The sequence below is a fragment of the Rhizobium sp. ZW T2_16 genome, from assembly GCF_044987325.1.
GTDB classification, from domain to species: Bacteria; Pseudomonadota; Alphaproteobacteria; order Rhizobiales; family Rhizobiaceae; genus Neorhizobium; species Neorhizobium cellulosilyticum.
Genome location: NZ_JBJDRG010000005.1, coordinates 84475 through 109900, shown reverse-complemented (window position 1 = coordinate 109900; position 25426 = coordinate 84475). Strand labels below are relative to the sequence as shown.

The following is a 25426-nucleotide window of genomic DNA, read 5'->3' as shown; positions in this document are numbered from 1 at the left end:
CTGCGACCGGGCTAAATTCCCAATCCGGCCGCACGGGTGCGATGCACGCCTTGCGGCGCGAAGGCGAATTGGTCCTTGAGGCCGAGAAGATCGGCGGCCAGATGCAGGGTCGAAAGCCACATTTCGGTGCCCTGCAGGCCGGCCTGCTGACCATCCGCGAAGGCGAAACCCGTTCCCGCCTGCCAGCGCTCCGGCGCACGCAGGATGATGGTTTCCGCAATGGCTTCCGCCTGGGCGCGCATGAAATCCGTTTGTTTCAGGCAAAGCCAGAGCGGGTGGATCGTATCGAGCAGGTTGCAGGCGTTGTAGTTTTCGGCGGAAAAGCCCTCATAATTCCGATAATGGGCCAGAACCGAATTGATCGCAGCCTCCGGATGCGGAACAGGCAAACCGAATTGCGCATAGCTTCCGCGTGTGAGGCGATAGAAACCGTTGATCGGCTGGAGAAGCCCCTGCTCCGCAGTCGGCCCGCCCCAAAGGCCGGTGGCGCGGTCGACATGGGTTGCCAGCCATCCGAACAGAACCTCTCGTCCCCTGCCTCGCCCCTTGCCACTTTCGAAATAGCGCGCATTGAAATAGAGCGCCGTCGCGATGCCATCGATGCGATCGCCACAGCGCCAGGCTCGGTTCTTCCACGGCAATGCGTCCAGCCAATCACATAGGGAAACCACATCCATCTCAGCACTGGCGATCGGATATTGCGGTTTGGACCCAAGAATTTCGAGGGCGTAGCCGACTGCCAGCACGTTATAGAGTGAGAGGTTATCCTCCAGAACCGGCAGAGACGGATCGGCGGGTGTGTAGGGATCGGGAAACAACCCGGTCTGCGAGTCCTGCATCGATTGCAGGCGATCGAGGATCGCCTTTGCCTCGTCGCCGGAAGGCGGAGTACCAAAACCTGCGGCAATTTCGATCGCGTCGCATTGATGCCGCGCACTCTCGCTGGCGACACCGCTGGCATCCGGCGAGACATAACCTTCAGGCCGGCGATAGTGGCTCAGAACGTCCCGCCACTGGCTTTCCGCCATGTCGCTGATCGAACGAAGTGCTTTTTCCACCTCGCTCCGGCGGGATTTCGCAGATACCGGCTTTTCCCCACGACGGCGGACAAGCTTTGCGGGCACGCCGGCCATGATCGCCAGCGGCGGCACATCCTTGTTGACGACAGCACCCGCCGCGATCACCGCTCCATTGCCGATCGTCACGCCATCGAGAACGACTGCATTGGCGCCGATCCATACATCGTCGCCGATGACGATACCCTTGATCTCGTGCGGCTGGTCATTGATGGGCGTATCCGGGTCATCGAAGCCGTGATTGAAGCCGACGATCGAGACTAGCGAGGCAATACGTACGCCGTCCCCGAAACGAACCTTTCCCGAAATGCAGACATAGGCATTGACCGAGCAGTTCGAGCCGAGTTCGATATCTCCGCGAACGAGCGCATTGGCCGCAATCCAGGACCGGTGGCCGACGGTGAGCGACGTGGTGAAGATGCGGGCGTCTTTGGCTATATAAGCCGTGTCGGCAATCTGCGCATTGGCGGAGCGCGCAAGCTTCTGCTTCAACGCCCTTTGGTCGGCACTGTCGGTTTCGGCCGGTTGGCGCTCCCAGGTCATGAATTCCAGCCGCGCCTTGCGCTTCAGAACCCCCTCGTCAGCATCAGGATCTGCGTGCGTTGCGTGGTTCATCCGATTTTCCTATTCATGCCTGCAGCATCAAGTTCAGTCTGCCGGAGCAACAAGTGTCAGCCCAGGATCACCTGCGGCTCGCTCACTCCGCGCACCGAGACTTTGCGCTCGAAGGTCATGCCGGCCAGCGGCTCGGCCTCGCGCGCTTCGGCGCTCATGCCCTGACAGGCCGATGTGGCAAAAAGGCTCTGCATATCCGCACCGCCGAAAGCCGGGCACGATATGCGCGTCGCCTCGAAATATTCGGCAGCGATCTCCTCTCCGCTGTCCCATGCGTAACAGGCAACGCGGCGCCCGCCCCACTGGGCACTCCACAGATTGCCGGCGGCATCGATCACCGCGCCATCCGGATTGAGACCGGCCCCGGTCAGGTCGACGAACAGATCCGGCTCGCCCGACGGCCAACCCTGCTCATCCAGCCGGACGCGCCAGATCTTTTTCAGGCGGGTATCGGAGAAATAGGCGAGCGAGCGCTCTGCGTCGAAGCAGATGGCATTGGTGATGCTGATCCTGTCGAAGACAATGCGGAACTCGCCGCGCCAGTAGCGCCAGATTGCCCCGGCTTCCTGTTCCGAGCGCTTGCCCATCGTGCCGATCCAGAAACCGCCATAGGGGTCTGCTCGCCCGTCATTGGAGCGCAGGCTTGGATCATGCGGGAATGCAGCCACAGACGCGCGCTTTCCCGACACGAGATTGAAGCTCGAAAGGCCGCTCTCTCCCGCAATCAGCAATTCATCGGTGGAAAGCCAGCCGGCCGCCGACACGTTTTCACCGAATGCCCATTCAAGCGGCTTGTCGCCGTCCCGGCTCAGGAGCAGATTGTTGACGATATCGAACCAGAAAAACTGCTGACGCTGCGGATGCCAGAAGGCACCCTCCCCGAGTTCGCAACGACGCTGATCGAAAATGTCATTCATGGCCATGACGCCTGCATCCTCCCGAAATGCTGCCGCGCATGTCATCATATGACTAAAATGGCTGCGCTCGATTTCGAGAGATACAGCAGACAAATACCTGCGTCCAGCTTTCGTTTCCCTCAACTTAAAAGCGTCAATTGGACGCAAAACCTCTGGAGATCATCTTTCTGCGATTGATAATAATTGAAATTTGTCATACCTATTTAGGAAGCATGCGGATATGTCGGAAATCGGTTCGACCTATCCGCGGTATCGCGAGGAACAGCTGTGACGGTCCAGACCAAGGTTCGGCAAAAGGGACCGGGATCACTGGTTTCAAAAGTGGGGGCAAGCCTACGGCACGCCATTTCGAGCGGGCAGTATTCGCCCGGGCAGAAATTGCCGAGCGAGGTGGAGCTGACCGAAACCCACAAGGTGAGCCGCACGGTCATTCGTGAGGCCGTTGCCGCGCTCAAATCGGATGGCATTGTCGAGGTCAGGCAAGGTGCAGGTATTTTCGTGCTCGATCCGGCCTTTCAGATGACACCGGCCCGAATTGTCGACAAGGCACGCGTATCGTCCGATCTCGAAGTGCTGGAAGTCCGCGCACCTTTGGAAATCGAGGCGGCCGGCCTTGCCGCTGCGCGTCGCTCGCCCGCGCAGGAAGAGGCGATCTTCGAATGTCACAGGCAGGTCCTGCGCTGCATCGAGGAAGATGAATCGATCCGTGAGGCCGATCTGGCGCTTCACGTTGCAATCGCCGAGGCGACCAACAATCCGCTGTTTCGCCAGCATCTGGAATTTCATGGCACCGCCGTCATCCCTCAATCACGCCCGCTGCCGGACCCGGATTTTGCCGAGCAGACCGCCTATCGCCGCCTGATACACAAGGAACACGAAGCTATCGTCATGGCGATTTCAGATCGCGACGAAGAGGCCGCACGCAACGCCATGCGCGACCACCTGAGAGGCAGCCAGGCCCGCTATCGCGAACTGCTACGCAACTCGCGTGCCATCCCCGGCTGACCCTCGCTGACCAACCGGGACTAACGATAGGCTCAGCCTATATCGCGACCCCATACTTCGATCTGCGTCAATGCCGGGAAGGGCGACGGGTCCTCGGCCTTGATCAGGCTATGCAGCTTGACCCACTCCACCTGCTGTTCTTCGATCCTGAAACTCTGCGCATTGCCGGTTTTCACCAGAGGAAAGCTGTGTACCTGTCCGCTCGAGAGCGTGACGCTGGCATTTTTCCACCAGGCATCATGCGGGAAATCGGCACGCAGATAGAGTACGATCTCGTCCACCTTGACGGGCCGGCCGAACTCGACCGTCAGTTCCGCTGCCGGGTCCATGTTGATGCCCCAGCTGGTATAGGGCCAGCGGCCATGGTCATCATTGGCCTTTTCGCCATCGATGGCATTTCGGGCGGCAAACTGGGTCTCGCCGCGGGTCTGGACGTTTGCTTCTGCATGCGGAAACAGCGTTTTATTGCCCTTGTCATCCCACGGATTGAGCGCGAGATTGCGGCGCTGCGCCACCTCTTCCGGGCGCGCCTTGCGGACATGCAGGCGATGTAGCTCGCCATCGAAAGCGCGGGGCGAATAGGGCGCACGGCGGATATCGAAGGGAACAGCGAGAGCGTAATCCCTGCCCTTCAGGTAGACGAGTGTCGGGCTCATCGCATCATCGAGCGCAAGCACGACATGCCCCGCTTCCGAGGCTTCGACAACCACATAATCCCCATCTTCGTAGGCGCCGCGAAAGATCAGAAACGCTTCGTCGCCATTTGCCGCCTCAGCGCGTACCACGCCGCTCGCGCCGATCACCTTCAGTCTCAGTTCCATTCCGTCCTCCTCAGACGATCTGCAATTTCAGCTGCTTGCCGATAAGCGGAATGCGCAGCCGATAAATTTTCGAGGGCCATGAAATCGCCAGGCGAGCATCGTCGATCTCGATCGCCTCGATCTCGACTTCTCCGCCTCCCTCGATCTCGATGCGGCCCAATTCGCCCACATGAACCGAATCGCCACGAAGAACCGGCTCATCGCAGGTCATCAGCGACAGGACAGCGGGCAAGTCTCCATCGTGGACATCGGCGATCTCCACACCATGGCCGCGGCGCAGGGAAACCTTGCGGCGATAGGCGCGCAGCCTTGCCTCTTGCGGATAGGCAGCGGCGATATCGAGCGAGATCTCCGCAACTTCGGCCGAAAATTCCGCCTGCATGTCGCGCGCGGCAAAGGCCGCACCGTCCGACTGCATAACACCACCGAATGTCGGAAGATTGTGGAAGGCGGACTGCATCGTCCAGATCTCGTAACGCCAGGACGAAAACGTCCTCGCCGTATAGGTCTCGACACCGACATCGATCAGGAACGGCTGACCGTCCTTGTAGAGTGTGACGCTGCCGACATCGTTGTGATTGTGGCTTTCGCCATTATTTCCGCCCTTGACCGCAAGCGCAAAACGATCGTCGCGGGCAATATACAGTCCGATACCGGGATAGGCGGCATCGCCAGCAGGCTGCGCCGATGCATCAGGTCTGGCCACATTGGTCAACAGCTCCTGAACGCGATACCAGAGGTTCCATTCTTCCGGCAGATGCGGCGCTACGCTTGTTGCGAGATCCCTTGCTGCAAAGTCCGCAAGCGCATCCGATCCGACAGCCTTGCCGAACAGATATTCGCGAGCTGTGCAGGGATCTATGACGGCAGCGGAATCGGCGAAATTGAAATAATAGCGGCCGTCCACATGCATATGGCGTATGTATTCCGCCATGTTGCGGATCTTCGGTGCACCCCAAAGCAACAACATGGAGCCGGGCGCGACCGTATCCAGGATCGTCATGGCGCCGAACATGCAAAGAGCGGCGTGCCGGTAATAGACCACGCCCTCCTCGCAGGCGCCGTCTTCCGCATAATCCTTGATGAAGCAATCGAGGCTGCCGAGCGCTTTTTCCACGACACGGCGCTTCAATTGATCATCGGTATCGAGACTGAAGGTCGCGAGGAGAACGTTCTGGGTAATCCAGGCCGTCCAGTTGTTCATGCGCTCCGCACCGTTGCCCATCCACCAAAAATGAGTCCCGAGATAGGGGGCGAGAATTCGAACATGCACTTCATGTTCGATGCGGCGTCGGACGATGGGGCTGACCTCATCCAGCGGCCCGCCGAGGAGAGCGGCCACGGTGGCGAGCAAAGCACCGGTTTCGGCGGCGAAAAGATCGATGACCGGACGCTCGACATCCGGCAAGGCATGGCGCACGCCGCCGCGCTCATAGGAATTATGCGCCGGAAGCTGCCAGCCGCTTTCCTCACAGATCAACATGACGCCATCGACGATCGACGGCAAAAAGCGGCCTGCGCCCTCGACCAGTTCGCCAAGCACAAGATCGTTCAGCATCCGCCGACGGGAGAAATACAGCGCCTCGAAATCCGCCCTGTTGCCGGTAATCGAGAATTGCCGGTAGTCCTCGGCCCTGATCACCGACCATCTGCGACCGGATGCCGCTTCGGCATCATTGAGCACATGCGCCTTCAATTCATCGGCGACGCCCCGCCATGCATTTCGATCATCAAATCGAGCACCGGGGAGAAACTCTGGGAAAACCGAAGGGATGTGCGCTGCAGCCTCGCGAAACATCGTTTCCTCCTGCCATCAAAACTGCGTGAGACATCGCCTATCATATGTATTTTGGCTTTTCTACAGAATTCATATTATCCATTTAGAAGTTGTTTGACCAATGTCGTGGATATGATATGTCGATCGTGGGAGGAGGCACGGAAGGCAGATCAATTTTTTGCCGTGCATCTGCGGATAGGCTCACGAAGAAGCGTTGTCTGCGGCATCTTTTCTCGGAGGAGTATGATGGCTAACTCTACCTTTGCCGCCGGCGACACGCCGATCGTGACGAGACGACGCAAGGTCGTGTCCAGACGTCGTCGCAGGGCGCAGGACGCGCTCGTCGCCTATTCCTTCATTGCCCCGAATTTCCTAGGCTTTGCCGTCTTCACGCTTGGCCCGATTCTGTTCGCCTTCGTGCTGGCCTTCATGCACTGGGACGGCAGCAATGCCATGACCTTTGCTGGCCTCGACAATTTCTGGCGCCTTTTCGAGGACAAGGCGTTTATCGCCGCCTTTTGGAACACGATCATCTATACGGTGGTCTCAGTGCCAGCGACGCTTGCCTGCGCGCTCGGCCTTGCCATCCTTCTGAACCAGAAAATCCTCGGTCGCGACTTTTTCCGCACCGCGATGTTTTTCCCCTACGTCGCCTCGCTGGTAGCTGTGGCAGTCGTCTGGAACATGATCTTCAACCCCGAAATGGGGCCGGTGAACATGCTTCTCTACACGCTCGGGCTTGACCCGAAGGATATGCCAGGCTGGGCCGCCGACCGCCACTGGGCGATGGTCACCGTGATCCTGTTCGGCGTGTGGAAGAGCATGGGCTATTTCATGGTCATCTATCTGGCCGGCCTGCAGGGCATCAATTCCGAGCTCTATGAGGCCGCCGATCTCGATGGCGCCAATGCCTGGCAGAAATTCCTTTATGTCACCGTGCCGCAGCTGGGCCCGACGACCTTCTTCGTCACCGTGATGCTGACCATCCAGTCATTCAAGGTGTTCGACCAGATCTACATGATCACGCAGGGCGGTCCCGGCACCTCGACCCTCGTACTCGTCTATCACATCTATAACGAGGCATTCGTCTCCTGGGATCTCGGTTATTCCAGCATGATCGCGCTCGTCCTGTTCTTCCTCGTGCTGGGTATCACCGTCATCCAGTTCCGCCGCCAGAAGGAGGACTGAGCCATGCGTATTGCCGGCCAGAAACTCACCGGGAAACTCGCCGCCATCTATATGACGGTGATCCTGATCACCATAATCATGCTGCTTCCCTTCGCCTGGATGCTGTCGGCCTCGCTGAAACTGAGCAGCGAAGTCTTCGTCTTCCCGATCGAATGGATCCCGTCCAACCCGCAGTGGCAGAACTACGTCGATATCTGGACTAAGATTCCGCTGGCGCTGTTCATCTACAACACATCCAAGCTGACGATCATCGTCACGCTGATGCAGCTGTTCACCTCAAGCTTCGCGGCCTATGCCTTTGCCAAGCTGGACTTCCCCTACAAGAACGCGCTGTTCCTGGGCTATATCGCCACCATCGCCATGCCATGGCAGGTCTACATGGTGCCGCAGTTCCTGCTGATGCGGGAGTTCGGCCTCAACAACACGCACCTGGCGCTGATCTGCCTTCAGGCCTTCACCGCCTTCGGCGTGTTCCTGATGCGCCAGTTCTACATGTCGATCCCGACCGAGCTTTGCGAAGCAGCCCGTATCGACGGCATGAACGAATACCAGATCTGGGCCAAGATCATGCTGCCGCTCTCCAAGCCGGCACTTTCCACGCTGACGATCTTCACCTTCGTCACCACCTGGAACGATTTTCTGGGGCCGATGATCTACCTGACCAAGACCGAGTTGAAGACCATCCAGATCGGCCTGCGCATGTTCATCTCGCAATATTCGGCCGAATACGGGCTGATCATGGCCGCCTCCGTGGTGGCGCTGATCCCGGTCCTGATCGTCTTCCTGTCGCTGCAACGCTTCTTCGTCGAAGGCGTCGCATCCTCCGGTCTGAAGGGTTAAGTTCATGAATGCCGTTTCCTCCATCGCTCCGCAGCCGATTACCGATGAAGAGGTGAAAGCTGCTCTCGACGTCGCTGTGGCGCAGATCCGTCGCAATCTGACGGAATTTACCTACAGCGCCCAGAACCATTCGAGCGTGAACAATTTCTACCCGCCCGTTGCCAACAACCAGTGGACTGCCGGTTTCTGGCCGGGCGAAATCTGGCTGGCCTTCGAGCATACCGGCGACAAGACCTTTCAGTATGCGGCGCAGATCCAGGTGCAGAGCTTTCTGCACCGGATCGAAAACCGCATCGAAACCGACCACCACGACATGGGCTTCCTCTACTCGCCTTCCTGCATCGCCGCATGGAAACTGGTGGGGGATGAGGATGGTCGCAAGGCAGCGCTGCTGGCCGCCGACCAGCTGATCGAGCGTTACCAGCCGATCGGCCAGTTCATTCAGGCCTGGGGCCGCAAGGGCGTGTCGGAGGAATACCGCTACATCATCGATTGCCTGCTGAACCTGCCGCTGCTCTATTGGGCAACCGAACAGACCGGCGACCAGAAATACCGCGATATCGCGCTGATCCATGCTCGCACGACACTGAAAAACTCTGTGCGGCCGGATGATTCCACTTACCACACATTCTATATGGACCCGGTGACCGGCGCGCCGGTGCGCGGCGCCACCAAACAGGGTTATGCAGACGACAGTTTCTGGGCGCGCGGTCAGGCCTGGGGCGTAGCCGGCATGGCGTTTTCCTATCGTTACGAGCGCATCGACGAATATCGCGACACGTTCGACCGGCTTCTGGCTTTCTATCTGAACAAGCTTCCGGCGGACATGGTGCCCTATTGGGACATGGTGTTTTCCGACGGCGACAACGAACCGCGCGACACGTCGGCGGCCTCGATCGTTGCCTGCGGTCTTCTGGAAATGGCGGATCTTGTCGGTGGCGAGGCGGCCGATCGTTACCGCGATCTCGCCCGCCGGATGATCAAAAGCCTTGCCGATCATTACGCCGTGAAAGATCCCGCGATTTCGAACGGGTTGGTCCTGCACGGCACCTATTCCAAAAAATCTCCCTACAACACCTGCCGCGGCGAAGGCGTCGACGAGTGCGTGTCCTGGGGTGACTATTATTACATGGAAGCCCTGACGCGTCTGTCGCGTTCGTGGTCTTCATACTGGTGAGAGAGTAAACCGATGGCCAGCATTTCACTGAAGAAATTGAACAAGACCTACGGTGCACTGACCGTTGTTCATGACATCGATCTGGAAATCGCCGACAAGGAATTCATCATTCTGGTCGGCCCGTCCGGTTGCGGCAAATCCACGACGCTGCGCATGATCGCAGGTCTCGAGGAAATCTCCGGCGGCGAACTGATCATCGGTGGCGATGTGGTCAACGACGTGCCGTCCAAGGACCGCGACATCGCCATGGTGTTCCAGAATTATGCGCTTTACCCGCATATGACGGTCTACAAGAACATGGCGTTCGGCCTTCAGCTCAGGAAAGCCTCGCGTGAGGTCATCGACCAGAAGGTGCAGGAAGCGGCAAAAATCCTCGACATCACGCATCTTCTGAACCGCAAGCCCAAGGCGCTTTCCGGCGGACAGCGGCAGCGCGTGGCGCTGGGCCGCGCCATGGTGCGCAATCCCGAAGTGTTCCTGCTCGACGAGCCGCTCTCCAACCTCGACGCAAAACTGCGCGGCACGATGCGCGCCGAGATCACCAAGCTGCACAAGCGGCTGAACTCGACCTTCATCTATGTGACCCACGACCAGATCGAGGCTATGACCATGGCCGACCGTATCGTCGTCATGGCCGACGGCCATATCCAGCAGGTCGATACGCCGCAGAACCTCTACGACCGCCCGATCAACATGTTCGTGGCCGGCTTCATCGGTGCACCGCAGATGAACATGCTGCCTTCGAAGATCGAGAAGCGCGGCGAAGGTTATGTCGCCGTGTTCGATGGCCGCGTGCTGCCTATCCCGGCAAGCTTCGACAAGGCCCGCATCCCCCCTTATGAAGGCAAGGAAGTCATCGTCGGCATTCGCCCGGAAAACTTTCACGAACTGGCGCCGGGCGACATCAACCCGGACAATATCGCGCCGTTCGACGCCGTGGTCGATCTTGCAGAACCGATGGGGTCCGAGATTCATCTCAACATCACCGCCGGAAACAAGGCGATGACCGTTCGTGTCTCGCCGCGCTTCAAGGCGAAGACGGGCGAAACGGCAAAGCTGATTGTCGATACGACCAATATGCAGCTGTTCGACAAGGAAACGGAACGCTCGATCCTCTATTGAGGAGATCGAGTCTGGAGGAAGGCCATGCAGTGGCTGCGGGACATGTGGACGAAGGAAGGGCCGGGCATTCCGAAGAATGCGCCGCAAAAGACCGGCCTTGCCCTTTTCGGCCAGACATTTGCCCGTGAATGGTGGGAGATGGTCAAGCTGAACATCCTGTTCATTCTGGCTGCCCTTTTTATCATTCCGCTGCCGGCCGCACTCGCAGCCATGGCCTTTGTCTGCGTCGCCTTTGTCGAGGACCGTAACACCTATCTGCTGCGCGATTTTCTCGAGGCGCTGCGCCGCTATTTCTGGCGTGCAACGATCTGGGGCCTGCTGTTTGCTACAGCCATCGGCCTCGGTGGTTATGCCGTTGCCACATACGCATCGGCAGCGCGGGAAAATCTGATGATGGCAGTGCCGCTGGCAATCGCTTTCGTCGTCACCCTCTTCCTCTGCATCACCGCATGCCATCTGCTGGTCCTGATGGTGATGCGCGATATACCCGCCAAAAAACTGCTGCAGCTTTCGGCTGTCGCTTCGATCATCCGGCCACTGCCGGTGATGGCAGCGCTGTTTTTCGTGGCGGGCCTGTGGCTTGCCCATATCGCATTTTATCCGGTGTCGGTGTTCATGCCGGCCACACTCAATTTTTCTCTCGGCATGTTTGCCATCGCCTTTGCCGCGCACAGAGCGGCCGTGATGGTGCTTGCCCTGCCTGTTGCGACACAGCCCAACCTTCAAACAGAGGCGGCAGCCGCAAAGCATATCTGAACCAGAGACAATCCAGGGAAGGAGAAACAGGATGTATTTGGAGACTTTCGGGAGAGGCATGAAGCTCGCTCTGGCGGGCCTGGCCCTTGCGGCTTCCACCGCAGGTGCGGCGCTCGCGCAATCCGGTGACGCCGTCACGCTGCGCTGGGCGCTGTGGGACTGGGACAAGGTTGCCTATTACAAGCCGCTGATCGAAGCCTATCAGGCCAAGAAACCCAATGTGAAGTTCGAGCATATCGACCTCGGCTCGCAGGACTATCAGCAGATGATCGCCACGCAGCTCGCTGGCGGTTCGAAGGACATCGACATCGTCACTGTCAAGGACGTGCCGAATTACACGAACCTCATCCGCGCTGGTTCGATCATGGATCTTTCGGCCTACATGAAGGAAGCCAATATCGACCCGGCCTCCTTCGGCGGTCTGGCCGAAGAAATGACGGTAGACGGCAAGATCTATTCGCTGCCGTTCCGCTCGGACTTCTGGGTCGTCTATTATAACAAGGACATCTTTGACAAAGCCGGCGTGCCCTACCCGACCAATGACATGACCTGGGCACAGTTCGACGAGACGGCAACCAAGCTCGCCGGCGGCATGGGTGTCAACAAGACCTATGGTGCGCTTCTGCATACCTGGCGCTCCACGGTTCAACTGGCCGGTATTCAAGACGGCAAGAACACGCTGGCTGGCCCGGATTATTCATTCCTGAAGCCCTGGTACGAGCGGGCGCTCAAACTGCAGAAGGACGGCGTCGTCCCGTCCTATGCAACGCTGAAGACCTCGAACACCCATTATTCGGGTCCGTTCTTCAACGGCACGATCGGCATGCTGCCGATGGGCACATGGTTCGTCGGCACGCAGATCGCCAAGGTCAAGTCGGGTGAATCGAAGAGCAAGAACTGGGGTATCGTCAAGTTCCCGCATCCGGAAGGTGTTGTTGCCGGCACGACCGCAGCACAGATCTCCGGCCTTTCGGTGAACAGCAATTCCACCCACAAGGAAGCCGTTCTCGATTTCATCAAGTTCGTCACAAGTGCGGAAGGCGCCTCGATCATCGCATCGACCGGCACGATCCCGACGGTGCGTACGCCGGAAGTGACGGCCAAGATCGCCTCGCTCGACGGCTTCCCGCAGGACGCGACCAGCAAGGCGGCGTTGGAACCCGGCAAGTCCTATCTGGAAATGGCCGTGACGCCGAATGCAGCCCGTATCGAGGTCATCCTCAACCGTGCGCATGACTCGTTGATGACCGACAATATCTCGATCGACGACGGTCTGAAGGAAATGACCGATGGCGTGAAGGCCATCAAGTAACACTCCCTGCCCCCGCGGTGACCTTGGTTGCCGCGGGGTTTTCTTTTGCCCGAACACATGCCCGATTGAATGGAAGACCGATGATCTACGATCCCGCCCGCGCCAATCCGCTTCATGGCAATCCCCTCAAGACGCGCGATGACATCGCGAAAGCGGTGATGGATCTGTTCAAGCCGCTGCTTCCCTACTTTTCCGAGGGTGGAGCACGCGTGCGCCTTAGCGCCACCGGCGCCCATTTCGATCGCACTGCGGCCGATCTAGAAGGTTTTGCCCGACCGCTCTGGGGCATCGTGCCGCTCGCCGCAGGCGGATATGACTTTCCACATTGGGAGCTTTATCGGCGCGGTCTGGCAAACGGCACGGATCCCTCCCACCCGGAATATTGGGGCGATGTTTCCCGCACAGACCAGCGGCAGGTGGAACTTGCAGCGATCGGCTTTGCCATCGCCATGGTGCCACAGTTCATCTGGGAGCCTTTGAGCGAGACACAGAAGAAGACGATTGCCGCCTATCTGATTTCGGCGCGCGACAAGGAATTCGTCGACAATAACTGGAAATTCTTCCGCGTTCTGATCGATCTCGGGCTAACACGCGCCGGTATCGATTTCGACCGCTCGCTGACGGAAAAATATCTCGATGAAGTGGAAGCCTTCCGGCTTGGCGAAGGCTGGTATCGCGACGGGCCGGTAAAGCGCGCTGATCATTACGTGCCCTTCGCCCTGCATTTCTATGCGCTGATCTATTCGGTCATTGCCAAGCACGATACCAAACGCGCTGCCGCCTATCGCGAGCGGGCACATGTATTTGCCAAGGATATCCGCCACTGGTTCGGGCCCGACGGCGCGAGCCTCGCCTTCGGCCGCAGCCAGACCTATCGTTTTGCCTGCGGCGGCATCTGGGGGGCGCTTGCCTTTGCCGGTGTCGAGGCGCTGCCCTGGAGCGAGATCAAGGGCTATTACATGCGCCATATCCGCTGGTGGTCCGAGCTGCCGATCACCGAGCGCGACGGTGTGCTTTCCATCGGCTACGGCTATCCGAACCTGATGATGAGCGAGAGCTATAACTCGGCCGGATCTCCCTATTGGGCGCTGAAATTCTTCCTGCCGCTGGCGCTGTCCGCCGATGATCCGTTCTGGGCGGCGGAAGAAACCGATGCGCCCGAATTTACCGATCCGGTGCCGCTGAAGGAAGCCGGCATGGTGGCGATGCATACGACGGGCAACACGGTCATCCTCTCGTCCGGCCAGAGCCATGACAGGATGCTCGGCGCCAACGAGAAATATTCGAAATTCGTCTATTCGACCCGTTACGGCTTCAACATCGAACTCAACGACCGGCATTTTGTCGCCGCAAGCTTCGACGGCATGCTGGGCATTTCCGACGATGGCGTGCATTTCCGCATGCGTGAAACGCTGGAAGAGGCATTGATTGCCGGCGACAAGCTTTATTCCCGCTGGAAACCATGGGGTGATGTCACGGTCGAGACCTGGCTGCTGCCGGCCAATCCCTGGCACATTCGCCTGCACCGGATCGTCACACCGCGCCCGCTGCAGACAAGCGAAGGAGGCTTTGCCATCCCGCGGGCCGATTTCAATATCGATAGTGCCGAACAATCCGGAGGGCGAGCTGTCTGGCACGGCCAGACGGATATAAGCGCCATTTTCGACCTGTCGCCGGCCTTGAAGCGCAACGGTACCGCCATCAGCGCCATTGCCAACAGCAATCTCATCCATGCCAAGACACTGGTTCCCCAGCTTCGCGGCGGGATCGCACCCGGAACGACGGTGCTTGCAACGGCGGCCGTCGCATTGCCGAAGGCGGATTTCGGTGCGGATCTGCTAGAGAACCCGCCGAAATGCCCCGACATCACCGCACTGGAACAGCTGTTCCGCAGCGAAGGAATGGTCGTGCCGGTGTTCGGCGAGTGAACCAGAAACTGGTCTCTCCGGGTTTCCGTCCGGAGAGATCAGCGCGTCGAAAAATCGACGAGCGAGATATCGACGGACCAGTCGTAGTCCTCGGGAGTAATGGTCGCGGGTCTTGGCGGAGCGAAGCCGAGCGGCAGCAGGCCGTGGCAGGTCAGTGCGGCCTGACCCGGCTCGATGATCGTGTCGTCCCGAAGAAAGCCGCGATAGGCGACCGACGAATGGCCCTTTACCCGCCCCAGAAGGCTGAAGGACACCCGCTGAACCGCCGCCTGATTGCCGTTGAGGAATTCGATCACGATGGGTTTTGACGGATCAGAGCAGTTAGCCGGATCGACCGACACCTTTGCCGTCACCGCTTCTCTGGTGTTCTGGCGTGTCGAGGGTTGCAGCGCGGTTGCGATGGCGACGGTAATGCCGATGATCGCAACCAGGCCCAGCGCCGGATAGGCGGCGCGTCGATTGAAGAGAAACAGCAACCCCACCAACAGGATCGCGACGGCAGCCGCCAAAGCCATCACTTCACCTGTGCCATCGAGCCCGTGTATTCGAGATTATCTCCCATATTTCGGAGATAATCATAGCTCGCAAACAGGCAATAGGCTGTCGGCAAATTGGGCTGAATAGCCACACACTTGGGTGTGAACGGCTATCCAGTGATCCTCACTTCAGGCCGCATCCTTGGGCGGTGCGCTGCGCAGGCGTTCCATGAGGTAGGCATGGGTCGCCGGATTGGCGACGATCAGCGTGCCTGTCTTTTCAAAGACTTCCGGGCCGCGTCCCCACCAGTCGGTGACGATCCCTCCGGCTTCCTGGACCAGCAGAATACCGGCTGCCGTATCGACGAAACCCGTCTCCTCGTAATAGCCGGTCAGCCTGCCACAAGCGACATAGGCGCAGGAATTGGCGGCACTTCCGACGATGCGAACCGCACCGATCGGCGCGCGGATTTCATCAAGGCGCTGATAGGCCCCCGGATGCAGCGACAGGTTCGGCGTTGGAAGGCCGGTGCCGACGCACATCAGCGCCACATCGGTCGAGGCGCTGACATTGAGCCGCGTACCGTTGAGATAGGCGCCCTCGCCCTTGATGGCGGTGAACATCTCGTCGGAAACTGGATTGTAGACGAGCCCGCACATCGTTTCGTTGCCACGGCGCAGCGAAATGGTGATCGTGTAATGCTGGCCATAGATGAAGTTCGTCGTGCCATCGATCGGATCGACCAGCCAGCGATGTTCGCTGTCGGAACCTTCGACGGGCGCGAATTCCTCGCCGGTCAGGCCCCAGGGATACTGGCTGAGCAGGCGCTCGCGGATCAGCGTTTCGGATTGCTTGTCGGCGTCCGAGACGAAATCTCCCGGCCCCTTGATGCCGATCTCGATATCGCGAAACCGCTTGAAATGCTCGAGCGTCAGGGCGCCGGCCTCGCGGGCGGTTTCGACCATGTGATCGAGGATCTTGCTGTAATTGACTGTCATGAACTGAATGCCTTGGCTAACCCTTCCGGGTCATCTGTGGTGATCTGGTCGACTTTGAGCTTGAGCAGGCGCTCGACCTGGCGGATGGTTTCAGGGGTGATGTGATTGATCGTCCAGGCATCGACGCGGCGGCCGGCTGCGTGGACTGGGGCAACGAGATCGAAACCGGCCTCTTCGGCGGCAAGGACGATGCGGTAATCCAGATAGATCATCCGGGCATCGGGTGCCGTCTTCAGCGCCTGTTTGATGAAACCGGAATAATCGCCCGTCGCCTTCAGCCGCGCCAGGCTTTCGCCGTAACAGGGATCGTAGCCGGTGGCGATGTCGGGAGCGGCTTTTGCCAGCGCCTGGATGGCGTCGAAATCGCCGCCCGAAAGAATGAGCGACGCGGCAATCGGCGCGGCACCTTCTCCGAAATTGGCGATCGCCTGCGGGGTCAGCGCCTCAAGATTTTCCTTGTAATCGAGCTGCAGCAGCGCATCCGGATGCACGCCCTCGCTTGAGAGAAGCGCGCAGAGATCTTCCAGCAGCAGAACCTTGTCGGTGATAGGCTCGCCGTCATTGCCGCGCAGATGCAGCTCTTGCAGGGCGGCGGCAGATGTGTCGCGCACCTTGCCCTCACCGGTCGTCTCACGCTCCAGCGTCAGGTCATGCAGGACCGCAAAACCGTGATCGCCGTGGACGACGAGATCGACTTCGACGCTTGCACCAAGCCGCATCGCCTCGACGATAAGCCCGCCGGTAAAGACCGGATCGGAAATACGGCGACGGCCGCGATGCCACTTGATGGCCGTGCGATGGCCATCGCGGTCAAGATGGATGGGTGCGCTCACGGGTCAGCTCCGGAAAATCTGCTGGTTGTTGCGATAGGCGGCTACGGCGCGGGGCTTGAGATCGACGCCCTGCCCGGTCCGGAAAAGATCGGGATGGGCTACCATCGACTTCAGCCGCGTGCCATCGGCAAGATCAAGGTCTACCAGACCGTGCGAACCGTAATCGGTCACACGATGCACTGTCGCCTTCGGCGTGTCCGAGGCAGTGAGATCGAGCGCTTCGGGGCGAATGGCAAGCGTTGCCGGACCATCTGCGATCGGCAGCAGCAAGGTGAAATCCGAACGCACGAACTGGCCGTTTGTGACCTCGCCTTCGACGAGGTTCATCGTGCCAATGAAACCTGCGACAAAAGGCGTCTTCGGATCACGATAGACGACATCGGGGCGGCCGATCTGCTCCGTCTTGCCGTTCGCCATGACGACGATGCGATCGGCCATGGAAAGCGCCTCATCCTGGCCGTGGGTGACGAACAGGGTGGTGATGCGGAGCCGCTGCTGGATATCGCGCACTTCTTCCCGCAGTCGCTCGCGCAGATGCTGGTCGAGGCTGGCAAAAGGCTCGTCGAGAAGCAGGATTTTCGGTTCAAGCACCAGCGAGCGGGCAAGCGCCACGCGCTGCTGCTGGCCGCCGGAAAGCTGGTTCGTCATGCGGTCGCCATAACCGGCGAGGCCGACCAGTTCGAGCACGGCCTCGACCTTTCCTCTGATCTCCGCCGCCGGCATGCGGCGCAGCTTGAGACCAAAGGCGAGGTTTTTGAAGACGTTCATATGGGTCCAGAGCGCATGGCTCTGGAACACCATGCCGGTCGGCCGGCGCTCGGGCGGTAGATGGGTGACGTCTTCGCCATCGATAGTGATGCGGCCGCTGGTCGGCTGTTCGAAGCCGCCGACCATGCGCAGAAGCGTCGACTTGCCGGAGCCGGAGGGGCCGAGCAGGCAGACGAGTTCGCCATCGGCGACATCGAGAGAGAAGCTGTTGACGGCATGGGTGCCGCCGGAAAAGGTCTTGGTGACCTCAGCGATATGAAGAACGGACATGATATTTCCTAACCGCCGAAACCGCGGGCAAATGCGCCGCCGCCGATAACGCGACGGGCGAACATGAGGGCGATGAACGAGGGGACCCAAAGAAGCACCGAGAGAACCGCGCCGTACTGGATGACCATCTGGTTGTTGATGTAGCTGATCATCAGAACCGGCATGGTGCGAATGCCGGGAGCACCGATCAGCCACGCGCCTTCGGTTTCATAAAAGGTGCCGACGAAGCTCAACAGCACGGCGGCGAAAATGGTCGGTCCCGCCTGCGGCAGGGTGATCGACCAGAACACCCGCAAGGGGCTCGCGCCGACATCACGGGCCGCCTCTTCCATGCGCCGATCGACCGCCTGGAAGGCCGCAACCGGGATCCAGATCATGAACATCAGCGTGCCGACCAACTGGATCAGCACGACGCCCCAGAAGGTGCCGATGAGATTGAGCTGCAGGAAGATCGCGGCGATCGCCACCAGCAGGCCGAATTTAGGAAAGGCGTGGCCGGCAAGGAAGGAGAAGAAGAGGATATCCCTGCCCGGAAATTTCATGCGCGCGAATGCGTAAGCAGCGGGCAAGCAGATCAGTGCCGAAAGCAGCGTCACCACCGTCGAGAGCTTGAGGCTCAGCGTCAGCGCGTTCCAGACGTCGGGGCGACCCAATGTCTGGCCCCAGAAACGGAAGCCGAATTTCTGCGGGATGATGTTGGGATAACGCCAGACCTCGGTAAAGGCCCAGGTAGCAACGACGACGAGCGGCCCGATGATGACCAGCGTCAGAATGACCGCGAAGGCAATGCCGGACCAGTCGAGGCGCGCGCGTTTGAGGGTAAGCGAGGTCATCTCATTTCCCCCGGTTTCTGGCGACGGAGCGCACATAGAAGAGCCCGAACAGGATGCAGAAGCCAAAGGCGACGACGGCCTGCGTCATGGCGCCGATCGGGTCCTGCACATCGCGCAGGGTGCGCTGCATGAAGGGGCCGAGCATTTCCGGCGAAGCCGGACCGAGCAGATAGGGAAGCGTGAAGGACGAAAAGATACCGAGCACCGAAAAGGAAAGCGCCACGAGGATGGAGTTGGAAATGCGCGGCAGGATGATGTGCCAGAAAACCCGGATGGTATTGGCACCGACATCGCGCGCAGCCTCGATGGACTGGTTGGCGACACTGCCGAGACCCGAAAGCAGGATCAGGACAGTCAGCGGAATATTATCCCACACAAGACCGATGACCGGCCCCCATGGCGTGAGATAGGGCGTGCGGATCTTTGGCAGTCCGACTGCATTCAAGAGGATATCTACCATGCCATTGGGGCCGAGCACGCGGATGAAGGCGAAGGCCAGGATGATCGACGGCACGAACATCGGCAATATGGCGAGGGCCTGCACATAGGCCGGCAGCCGGCCATGCGAAAAACGCAGATACAGCGCGATCGGCAGGCAGATGACCAGCAGCAGGACCGCGCAGACAAGCGTCGTCCAGAGCGTAACGGCCAGATTGTCGAGGCTGTAACGATCGGAAAAGAAGAAGGCGTAGCTCGACAGGTCGAAGCTGGAACTACCGTCGGCATCGGTGCGCCAGATGGTGCGGCTGATCGCATTGATGGCAGGCCAGATGACGAGCCAGATCACCAGATAGACGGGTATGGCGACAAGCAGGAGGCCGATGGGCCTCCTGCCTGCTGCGGTTTCGGTGGATACCGAAACCGCTCTTTCGACGAATTCGCTCACGACTTGCGGTCGACGTTCGGAGCCACGTGGCGATACCAGCCGTCATTGATGGCTGCTTCCCACTTGCCGCCCGGGAATGTCGGGATCGACTGCGGAATGATGTCGGCGAACTTCTTGCGCAGGTCTGCCGAGACGTGATCCCAGGAAACGCCCGGGAAGCCGCCGAGTTCGGTGAGGATGGCGCTCTGCATTTCTTCCGAAAGCATGAAATCGGCAAGCTTCAGCGAAGCTTCGTGGTTTGCACCATTCTCGATGACGACGGAGCGGGTAAAACCGCCGCAAAGCGCCAGATCCTGAAGCTGTACCAGACCGGTTTCAGCCGGCAGCACGCCCTGCTCGATCGCCTGCAGAACCTGGTCGGACCAGACCGGGATCATGGTGACGACGCCCTGGGAAAGCAGCTGCAGCGACTGGGTGTTGCCGGAGGAGTAAGCGCCCTTGTCGTAAAGATGCGGCGCGATATCGGCCAGAAGCTTCCAGGCCTTGCCGAGCGCTTCGTCGCCGAATTCCTGGGTATAGTTGTCGACCTTGAATGCCTTCGGGTCGAGGCCGTTTGCCTGATGGATGGCGCGGCGGACGAAATTGCCGCCCGAACCGCCCTTGTCGGGACGGTTATAGACGAACTGGCCCGGATTGGCCTTGATCCAGGTGACGAGCGCGTCCCAGGTTTTCGGCGCATCGGCCGGCTTCAGCTTGGTCGTGTCATAGGCGAGCAGAACCTGCGAACCGCGGTAAGGCAGGCTGTATTCGCTTTCGATGGCAAGCGGATTGACCTTAGAATAGTTGGAAAGACCGGCAGCCTCGATGTTGGTGTAAACGCCGGCCTTGATGGCGCCGGCCGGCAGAAGAGCGTCGGCGGATTCGAAATAGTCGGCCTGCGGATCGGCATTGGTCTGCTTGGCGGCGATTGCGCGCTCGCCGATCGCGATGATGCCGGCACCATCGCCTGCATCGACGAGGTTGAGCTTGAGGCCCGGATTGGCAGCCTCGAATGCGGGCTTAACAATGTTTGTCCAGAAATCGAGAATGTTGGTGTCCGAGCTGGTGTACCAGTCGATCTGGCCCTTGGCGGCAAAGCTCATGCGCGGAGCCAGAGCAAGACCGGCGGCGGCTCCGGCTGCGGACATCATAAAAGTACGGCGTTTCATCTTTATCTCCGATTCAGTCGGGCGAGTAAAATTGGGAACCGCCAACTCAATCGAAATATGACCGGAGGCGGCGCTGATCGGCGACTGCACAGCCGTGCAAGTGCGAACCAATCGGCGCCGTTTCTACTGTCCTCCCATAACGCTTTCATGACAGGTTTTGACAGGAACACGCATGCACAGGCCCTGTCATGAAACCTTCATCCGACCTGTACTTCCAACTTCTGTCGCGACGCGACCGTCGCCGCCAGCCATTCGAGGGTGCGTGCTTCCGGGTTTTCGTTGAGCAGGATATCGGTCACTACTGCGGCGCTTTCCGCACCCTGCTCAAGCACAAGCGGCGCGCGCTCGGCGGTAATACCGCCGATGGCGACAAGCGGAAGATCGCCGATCCGGCGCTTCCAGTCGGCAACACGCTCGACGCCCTGCGGCTGCCATTTCATCTTTTTGAGGATGGTCGACCAGACGGGGCCGAGCGCGACATAATCCGGCCTTGCGGAAAGAGCCGTATCGAGTTCGGCGATATCATGGGTGGAGACCCCAAGCTTCAGTTCCGCCCGGCGAATGGCTCCGAGATCGGCTTCCGCCAGATCCTCCTGGCCGAGATGGATGAAATCGCAGCCTTCATCGATCGCCAGTTGCCAGTAATCGTTGACAACAAGCTGGCAGCCGTGCGCCGAGCATATCGCCTTCGAGCGGCGAATTTCCCCGCGCAACACGGTGTCGGGCGTTTCCTTGATGCGCAGTTGCACAAGCTTGACACCAAGCGGTACCAGCCGCTCGATACAATCGGCGCTATCGACGATGAGGTAGAAGGGATCGAGCCTCATGAAAATACCGCCTTGCCGATGACCGGAGTCGAGGGCACCGCCATCTCGCGCGGCTCCAGCATGCCGGAAAGGTAAGCGAGACGGCCCGCATCTATCGCCTTGGCGAAAGCCTCGGCCATGGCCGGCGGGTCGCTCGCACCGGCAACCGCCGTGTTGAGCAGCACGGCGTCGTAACCCAGTTCCATGACTGTGGCCGCGTGCGACGGCCGGCCGAGGCCTGCATCGACGATCAGCGGGATTTCGGGAAAGGCAGCCCGCATGGCGACAAGCGCCGATGGATTGCGCGGCCCTGCCGCCGAACCGATCGGCGCGCACCAGGGCATAAGCAACCGGCAGCCCGCGGCCAGCAGCTTTTCGCCGACGACCAGATCGTCCGTCGTATAGGGAAAAACCTCAAATCCTTCGTCGGTGAGGATGCGCGCAGCCTCGACCAGTTCGAAGACATCCGGCTGCAGACTGTCGTGATGGCCGATGACTTCGAGCTTGATCCAATTGGTGCCGAACACTTCCCGCGCCATTTTTGCCGTCAGCACCGCCTCCGATGCGCTGTGGCATCCGGCGGTGTTGGGCAGGATGCGAACACCCAGTTGGCGGATCAGCTCGAAAAACGCGCCGCCCGTCTTGCCGCCGGATGTCTCGCGGCGCAGCGAGACGGTGACGATGCCTGCACCGGAACGCTTGACCGCGTCGGAAAGAATGGCCGGTGACGGATAACGCGCGGTGCCGAGCAGCAGGCGCGATGACAATTCCGCATCATATAGTTTCAGCATGGTTCATCCTCCCTGCATGGGCGACAGGATTTCGATCCGGTCTCCCTCCTGGAGACGCGCATCCGCCCGATCCTCGCGATGGACGAGATCGCCGTTGATGGCGGTAGCCAGCCATTCGCCCTCGTATTCGAGCGCGGCCAGAAGCTCCGCAAGCGTGCGCGTCTCCACGGACTGAGTTTCACCATTGACGATGAGGTTCATAGGGTCAGTTCCTTCTGAATGGCATAGCCGTTGGAAAGCAGGCCAGCAGCCTTTTTCGCCATGGCCGGCGCCAGCAGAAAGCCGTGGCGGTGCATGCCGGCAATCGCCAATCCGCCTTCCATTTCCACCACCCGCGGAACGTTGTCATCAAAGGCAGGACGGATGCCGACACCGGTTTCCACCACCCGCGCCTCGCCGAAGGCAGGATTCAGCGCATAGGCCGCGTTCAGCAATTCCATCAGCGAGCGCGCCGAAATCGGCCCGTCATCCTCCGTCTCGATCATCGTTGCACCGACCATGAAGCGGTGATCGTCGCGTGGCACGACATAGATCGGATGGCGCGGGTGCAGCATCCGGACCGGACGCGATAGAGCCACATCGGGGGTCTCCAGATAAAGCATTTCGCCTCGCACGCCGCGTAGGCCCGGAATATGGGGAATGGCTGCCGGGCCGGTGCAATCGAGAACGGCGGTATAGTTTTTCCTGGGCGGCGGTCCCCAGCCGAGGTGAAACTGTCCGCCATGGTTGCGGATCGCCTTTGCCAGCCCTGCCAATGCCCGGCGCGGATCGAGATGCGCCTCACCTTCGAAGAACAGCGCCTTGTCGAACCGGCCGACAAGCGACGGTTCCAGATCGGCGATTTCGTCTCTGCCAAGCCAGACATGACCGCGTGTGCGCGAAGCAAACCGAGTGAGATCGGCCAAGTCACGCGGCTGCGCCACGACCAGCGTGCCGTTGCGAATGACCGCACCCGGCACCGCCCTGTCCCACCAATCGGCGGCATCGAGCCCGAGTGTCAGCACGATCTCTTCCGCCGCCTCACGCTCGCAATAGGGCGCCAGCATGCCGCCGGCGAAATGCGATGCGCCCTGCCCGATCGTATCCTGATAATCGACGATATCGACATCTTCGCCGCGCCTGAGAAGTTCATAAGCCACCGTGAGGCCGGCAACGCCGGCCCCTTTGACGAGAAACAGAGACATCAGGCCTCACTCCCGGCATTTGCCAATGGGTTTTCCACCGGCATGTAGAGATCACCACCATCGCGATATTTCGCCGCCATCGCCTCAAGCCCCTCCTTCTGCGCCTCGGCGCGGATATCGTGTGAGATCCGCATCGAGCAGAATTTCGGCCCGCACATGGAGCAGAAATGCGCCACCTTGTGTGCGTCCTTGGGAAGCGTCTCGTCGTGGAAATTCCGCGCCGTATCCGGGTCGAGCGACAGATTGAACTGGTCCTCCCAGCGGAACTCGAAACGGGCGCGCGACAGGGCATCGTCGCGCAGCTGCGCCCCCGGATGGCCTTTTGCCAGATCGGCGGCATGGGCTGCTATCTTGTAGGTGATCACACCGGTCTTGACGTCATCGCGATCCGGCAGGCCCAGATGTTCCTTCGGCGTGACGTAGCAGAGCATGGCGGTGCCGAACCAACCGATCATCGCAGCCCCGATGGCGGAGGTGATGTGATCGTAGCCGGGCGCGATATCGGTGGTAAGCGGACCGAGAGTATAGAACGGCGCCTCGCCGCAGGTCTTCAGCTGCTTGTCCATGTTCTCCTTGATCTTGTGCATCGGCACATGGCCGGGGCCTTCGATCATCACCTGGCAATCCTTTTCCCAGGCGATTTTCGTTAGTTCTCCGAGTGTCTCCAGTTCGGCGAACTGCGCGGCATCATTGGCATCGGCAATCGAGCCGGGACGCAGGCCGTCGCCCAGCGAAAAGGTCACGTCATAGGCGCGGGCGATGTCGCAGATCTCGTCGAAATGCTCGTAGAGAAAACTCTCGCGGTGATGATGCAGACACCACTTGGCCATGATCGACCCGCCCCGCGAAACGATGCCGGTGACGCGATTGACGGTGAGGTGGATATAGGAAAGCCGCACGCCGGCATGGATGGTGAAATAATCGACGCCCTGCTCGGCCTGCTCGATCAGCGTATCGCGATAGACCTCCCAGGTGAGATCCTCGGCAATGCCGTTGACCTTTTCCAGCGCCTGATAGAGCGGCACCGTGCCGATCGGCACCGGTGAATTGCGGATGATCCATTCGCGGATATTGTGAATGTTGCGGCCGGTCGAAAGATCCATGACCGTATCGGCGCCCCAGCGGATCGCCCAGACCATCTTTTCCACCTCTTCCGCCATCGACGAGGTGACGGCGGAATTGCCGATATTGGCGTTGATCTTCACCAGAAAATTGCGGCCGATGATCATCGGTTCGCTTTCGGGGTGGTTGATATTTGCCGGAATGACGGCGCGGCCTTCCGCAACTTCGTGGCGTACGAATTCCGGCGTGATGTAATCCGGGATATGCGCACCGAAACTTTCGCCATCCCGCGTCAGGGCTTCCTTCGCAGCCTGCCGGCCGATGTTTTCGCGGATGGCGATGAATTCCATTTCGGGCGTGATGATGCCTGCGCGGGCATAGGCGAGCTGGGTGACGGCCCGGCCTGCATTCGCCTTGAGCGGCATGTTGCGGATGGGGAACTCGGGCGTCAGCCGCTCGCCGGTGGCAAAACCGTTATCCTCCGGCTTGACGTGCCGCCCCTCGTATCGGGCGACATCGCCGCGAGAAAGAACCCAGTTTTCGCGCAGGCGCGGAAGGCCTTGGTCGATCGCGACGATATGGGCAGGATCGGTATAGGGGCCGGAACTGTCATAGACTAGGACTGGCGGCTCGCCGGATGTCGGGTGAAGCGCGATCTCGCGCATCGGCACGCGGAGATCGGGATATTCCCTGCCCGCAACATGGATCTTGGTGGAAGCCGGAAATGCGCCCGAGGTAACGGTCGGGCTTTGATTTTTGGCGGCAATATTCATCGTGAGGCTCCAAGTTTCAAGGTTGGAGACCCAGTCCTAGAGCCGGAAAGATGGAAGAACGCC

The 25426-nt window shown here is 59.9% G+C and carries 24 protein-coding genes; 8 read left to right on the top strand and 16 right to left on the bottom strand.

Translation table 11 applies throughout. The annotated features are described in order from the left end of the window. Nucleotides 1-11: 11 nt before the first annotated feature. Together ACI3K0_RS15275 and ACI3K0_RS15270 are read right to left on the bottom strand one after the other, a co-directional pair. Complete coding sequence (locus tag ACI3K0_RS15275) at nucleotides 12-1691, bottom strand: acyltransferase (RefSeq protein ID WP_404945561.1); 1680 nt, start codon at nucleotides 1689-1691, stop codon at nucleotides 12-14. A 56-nt stretch (nucleotides 1692-1747) separates the two neighbouring features. Next, nucleotides 1748-2614, bottom strand: a complete 867-nt coding sequence (locus tag ACI3K0_RS15270; RefSeq protein ID WP_286194741.1) for an SMP-30/gluconolactonase/LRE family protein — start codon at nucleotides 2612-2614, stop codon at nucleotides 1748-1750. Nucleotides 2615-2875: 261 nt separating this feature from the next. Between ACI3K0_RS15270 and ACI3K0_RS15265 the strand changes: the two genes are divergently transcribed. Next, nucleotides 2876-3613 carry an FCD domain-containing protein gene (locus ACI3K0_RS15265; protein ID WP_206826705.1) on the top strand — a complete coding sequence of 246 codons (738 nt, stop codon included), beginning with the start codon at nucleotides 2876-2878 and terminating at the stop codon, nucleotides 3611-3613. 32 nt (nucleotides 3614-3645) lie between these two features. On the opposite strand, the gene ACI3K0_RS15260 is transcribed toward ACI3K0_RS15265, so the two are convergent. Then, nucleotides 3646-4434, bottom strand: a complete 789-nt coding sequence (locus ACI3K0_RS15260; protein WP_206826704.1) for a carbohydrate-binding protein — start codon at nucleotides 4432-4434, stop codon at nucleotides 3646-3648. Between the two features lie 10 nt (nucleotides 4435-4444). Further along, nucleotides 4445-6232: a heparinase II/III family protein gene (locus tag ACI3K0_RS15255; protein ID WP_404945560.1), complete on the bottom strand. Its 1788-nt coding sequence runs from the start codon at nucleotides 6230-6232 to the stop codon at nucleotides 4445-4447. 222 nt (nucleotides 6233-6454) lie between these two features. On the opposite strand from ACI3K0_RS15255, the gene ACI3K0_RS15250 reads away from it, so the two are divergent. The 7 genes from ACI3K0_RS15250 (at nucleotide 6455) to ACI3K0_RS15220 (ending at nucleotide 14534) form a co-directional block, all read left to right on the top strand. After that, entirely contained in the window at nucleotides 6455-7399 is a 945-nt protein-coding gene (locus tag ACI3K0_RS15250) for a carbohydrate ABC transporter permease (protein WP_404945559.1), read from the top strand. A 3-nt stretch (nucleotides 7400-7402) separates the two neighbouring features. Next, the gene (locus ACI3K0_RS15245) at nucleotides 7403-8239 is read left to right on the top strand and encodes a carbohydrate ABC transporter permease (RefSeq protein ID WP_148146983.1); all 837 of its coding nucleotides are present in this window, start codon (nucleotides 7403-7405) and stop codon (nucleotides 8237-8239) included. Nucleotides 8240-8243: 4 nt separating this feature from the next. Continuing rightward, on the top strand, nucleotides 8244-9416 hold the full coding sequence (locus ACI3K0_RS15240; RefSeq protein ID WP_206826700.1) for a glycoside hydrolase family 88 protein: 1173 nt from the start codon (nucleotides 8244-8246) through the stop codon (nucleotides 9414-9416). 12 nt (nucleotides 9417-9428) lie between these two features. Next, nucleotides 9429-10538 (top strand): ABC transporter ATP-binding protein, encoded by a 1110-nt coding sequence (locus tag ACI3K0_RS15235; protein WP_404945558.1) that lies wholly within the window; start codon nucleotides 9429-9431, stop codon nucleotides 10536-10538. A 24-nt stretch (nucleotides 10539-10562) separates the two neighbouring features. Next, a complete protein-coding gene (locus tag ACI3K0_RS15230; protein WP_206826699.1) occupies nucleotides 10563-11294 on the top strand; it encodes a DUF624 domain-containing protein in 732 nt (243 codons plus the stop codon). 31 nt (nucleotides 11295-11325) lie between these two features. Beyond that, the gene (locus tag ACI3K0_RS15225) at nucleotides 11326-12606 is read left to right on the top strand and encodes a sugar ABC transporter substrate-binding protein (RefSeq protein WP_183685625.1); all 1281 of its coding nucleotides are present in this window, start codon (nucleotides 11326-11328) and stop codon (nucleotides 12604-12606) included. An 80-nt stretch (nucleotides 12607-12686) separates the two neighbouring features. Next, the gene (locus ACI3K0_RS15220) at nucleotides 12687-14534 is read left to right on the top strand and encodes a DUF2264 domain-containing protein (protein WP_404945557.1); all 1848 of its coding nucleotides are present in this window, start codon (nucleotides 12687-12689) and stop codon (nucleotides 14532-14534) included. Between the two features lie 38 nt (nucleotides 14535-14572). On the opposite strand, the gene ACI3K0_RS15215 is transcribed toward ACI3K0_RS15220, so the two are convergent. The 12 genes from ACI3K0_RS15215 to thiC all read right to left on the bottom strand — a co-directional run bounded on the left by ACI3K0_RS15215 (nucleotide 14573) and on the right by thiC (nucleotide 25363). After that, nucleotides 14573-15049, bottom strand: a complete 477-nt coding sequence (locus ACI3K0_RS15215; protein ID WP_404945556.1) for a hypothetical protein — start codon at nucleotides 15047-15049, stop codon at nucleotides 14573-14575. Nucleotides 15050-15199: 150 nt separating this feature from the next. Beyond that, nucleotides 15200-16009, bottom strand: coding sequence for an inositol monophosphatase (locus ACI3K0_RS15210; protein WP_206826696.1), 810 nt, complete (start codon nucleotides 16007-16009; stop codon nucleotides 15200-15202). Beyond that, a complete protein-coding gene (locus tag ACI3K0_RS15205; RefSeq protein ID WP_404945555.1) occupies nucleotides 16006-16842 on the bottom strand; it encodes a glycerophosphodiester phosphodiesterase in 837 nt (278 codons plus the stop codon). Before ACI3K0_RS15205 ends, ACI3K0_RS15210 begins: the two co-directional genes overlap by 4 nt. Before the next feature lie 3 nt (nucleotides 16843-16845). Then, complete coding sequence (locus ACI3K0_RS15200; protein ID WP_206826694.1) at nucleotides 16846-17880, bottom strand: ABC transporter ATP-binding protein; 1035 nt, start codon at nucleotides 17878-17880, stop codon at nucleotides 16846-16848. An 8-nt stretch (nucleotides 17881-17888) separates the two neighbouring features. Continuing rightward, nucleotides 17889-18713 (bottom strand): ABC transporter permease, encoded by an 825-nt coding sequence (locus tag ACI3K0_RS15195; protein WP_206826693.1) that lies wholly within the window; start codon nucleotides 18711-18713, stop codon nucleotides 17889-17891. Nucleotide 18714: 1 nt separating this feature from the next. Further along, a complete protein-coding gene (locus ACI3K0_RS15190; RefSeq protein ID WP_353654203.1) occupies nucleotides 18715-19536 on the bottom strand; it encodes an ABC transporter permease subunit in 822 nt (273 codons plus the stop codon). 59 nt (nucleotides 19537-19595) lie between these two features. Next, a complete protein-coding gene (locus ACI3K0_RS15185; protein WP_206826690.1) occupies nucleotides 19596-20747 on the bottom strand; it encodes an extracellular solute-binding protein in 1152 nt (383 codons plus the stop codon). 197 nt (nucleotides 20748-20944) lie between these two features. Continuing rightward, entirely contained in the window at nucleotides 20945-21574 is a 630-nt protein-coding gene (locus ACI3K0_RS15180; protein ID WP_206826689.1) for a thiamine phosphate synthase, read from the bottom strand. Continuing rightward, a complete protein-coding gene (locus ACI3K0_RS15175; protein WP_206826688.1) occupies nucleotides 21571-22344 on the bottom strand; it encodes a thiazole synthase in 774 nt (257 codons plus the stop codon). Before ACI3K0_RS15175 ends, ACI3K0_RS15180 begins: the two co-directional genes overlap by 4 nt. Before the next feature lie 3 nt (nucleotides 22345-22347). Next, nucleotides 22348-22545 (bottom strand): sulfur carrier protein ThiS, encoded by a 198-nt coding sequence (gene thiS, locus ACI3K0_RS15170; protein ID WP_206826687.1) that lies wholly within the window; start codon nucleotides 22543-22545, stop codon nucleotides 22348-22350. Continuing rightward, the gene (gene thiO, locus ACI3K0_RS15165) at nucleotides 22542-23528 is read right to left on the bottom strand and encodes a glycine oxidase ThiO (RefSeq protein ID WP_206826686.1); all 987 of its coding nucleotides are present in this window, start codon (nucleotides 23526-23528) and stop codon (nucleotides 22542-22544) included. The genes thiS and thiO overlap by 4 nt, the downstream gene beginning before the upstream one ends. Then, nucleotides 23528-25363 carry a phosphomethylpyrimidine synthase ThiC gene (gene thiC, locus ACI3K0_RS15160; protein WP_206826685.1) on the bottom strand — a complete coding sequence of 612 codons (1836 nt, stop codon included), beginning with the start codon at nucleotides 25361-25363 and terminating at the stop codon, nucleotides 23528-23530. Before thiC ends, thiO begins: the two co-directional genes overlap by 1 nt. Between the last annotated feature and the right edge of the window lie 63 nt (nucleotides 25364-25426).

Bases quoted from the DNA above. Each gene is read 5' to 3' on its own strand.
- ACI3K0_RS15255 (WP_404945560.1), bottom strand. From the start codon at position 6,232: ATGTTTCGCGAGGCTGCAGCGCACATCCCTTCGGTTTTCCCAGAGTTT.
- ACI3K0_RS15195 (WP_206826693.1), bottom strand. From the start codon at position 18,713: ATGACCTCGCTTACCCTCAAACGCGCGCGCCTCGACTGGTCCGGCATT.
- ACI3K0_RS15180 (WP_206826689.1), bottom strand. From the start codon at position 21,574: ATGAGGCTCGATCCCTTCTACCTCATCGTCGATAGCGCCGATTGTATC.
- ACI3K0_RS15270 (WP_286194741.1), bottom strand. From the start codon at position 2,614: ATGGCCATGAATGACATTTTCGATCAGCGTCGTTGCGAACTCGGGGAG.
- ACI3K0_RS15235 (WP_404945558.1), top strand. From the start codon at position 9,429: ATGGCCAGCATTTCACTGAAGAAATTGAACAAGACCTACGGTGCACTG.
- ACI3K0_RS15240 (WP_206826700.1), top strand. From the start codon at position 8,244: ATGAATGCCGTTTCCTCCATCGCTCCGCAGCCGATTACCGATGAAGAG.
- ACI3K0_RS15250 (WP_404945559.1), top strand. From the start codon at position 6,455: ATGATGGCTAACTCTACCTTTGCCGCCGGCGACACGCCGATCGTGACG.
- ACI3K0_RS15230 (WP_206826699.1), top strand. From the start codon at position 10,563: ATGCAGTGGCTGCGGGACATGTGGACGAAGGAAGGGCCGGGCATTCCG.
- ACI3K0_RS15210 (WP_206826696.1), bottom strand. From the start codon at position 16,009: ATGACAGTCAATTACAGCAAGATCCTCGATCACATGGTCGAAACCGCC.
- ACI3K0_RS15275 (WP_404945561.1), bottom strand. From the start codon at position 1,691: ATGAACCACGCAACGCACGCAGATCCTGATGCTGACGAGGGGGTTCTG.
- ACI3K0_RS15175 (WP_206826688.1), bottom strand. From the start codon at position 22,344: ATGCTGAAACTATATGATGCGGAATTGTCATCGCGCCTGCTGCTCGGC.
- ACI3K0_RS15215 (WP_404945556.1), bottom strand. From the start codon at position 15,049: ATGGCTTTGGCGGCTGCCGTCGCGATCCTGTTGGTGGGGTTGCTGTTT.
- ACI3K0_RS15200 (WP_206826694.1), bottom strand. From the start codon at position 17,880: ATGTCCGTTCTTCATATCGCTGAGGTCACCAAGACCTTTTCCGGCGGC.
- thiS (WP_206826687.1), bottom strand. From the start codon at position 22,545: ATGAACCTCATCGTCAATGGTGAAACTCAGTCCGTGGAGACGCGCACG.
- ACI3K0_RS15260 (WP_206826704.1), bottom strand. From the start codon at position 4,434: ATGGAACTGAGACTGAAGGTGATCGGCGCGAGCGGCGTGGTACGCGCT.
- ACI3K0_RS15220 (WP_404945557.1), top strand. From the start codon at position 12,687: ATGATCTACGATCCCGCCCGCGCCAATCCGCTTCATGGCAATCCCCTC.
- ACI3K0_RS15245 (WP_148146983.1), top strand. From the start codon at position 7,403: ATGCGTATTGCCGGCCAGAAACTCACCGGGAAACTCGCCGCCATCTAT.
- thiC (WP_206826685.1), bottom strand. From the start codon at position 25,363: ATGAATATTGCCGCCAAAAATCAAAGCCCGACCGTTACCTCGGGCGCA.
- ACI3K0_RS15185 (WP_206826690.1), bottom strand. From the start codon at position 20,747: ATGAAACGCCGTACTTTTATGATGTCCGCAGCCGGAGCCGCCGCCGGT.
- ACI3K0_RS15225 (WP_183685625.1), top strand. From the start codon at position 11,326: ATGTATTTGGAGACTTTCGGGAGAGGCATGAAGCTCGCTCTGGCGGGC.
- thiO (WP_206826686.1), bottom strand. From the start codon at position 23,528: ATGTCTCTGTTTCTCGTCAAAGGGGCCGGCGTTGCCGGCCTCACGGTG.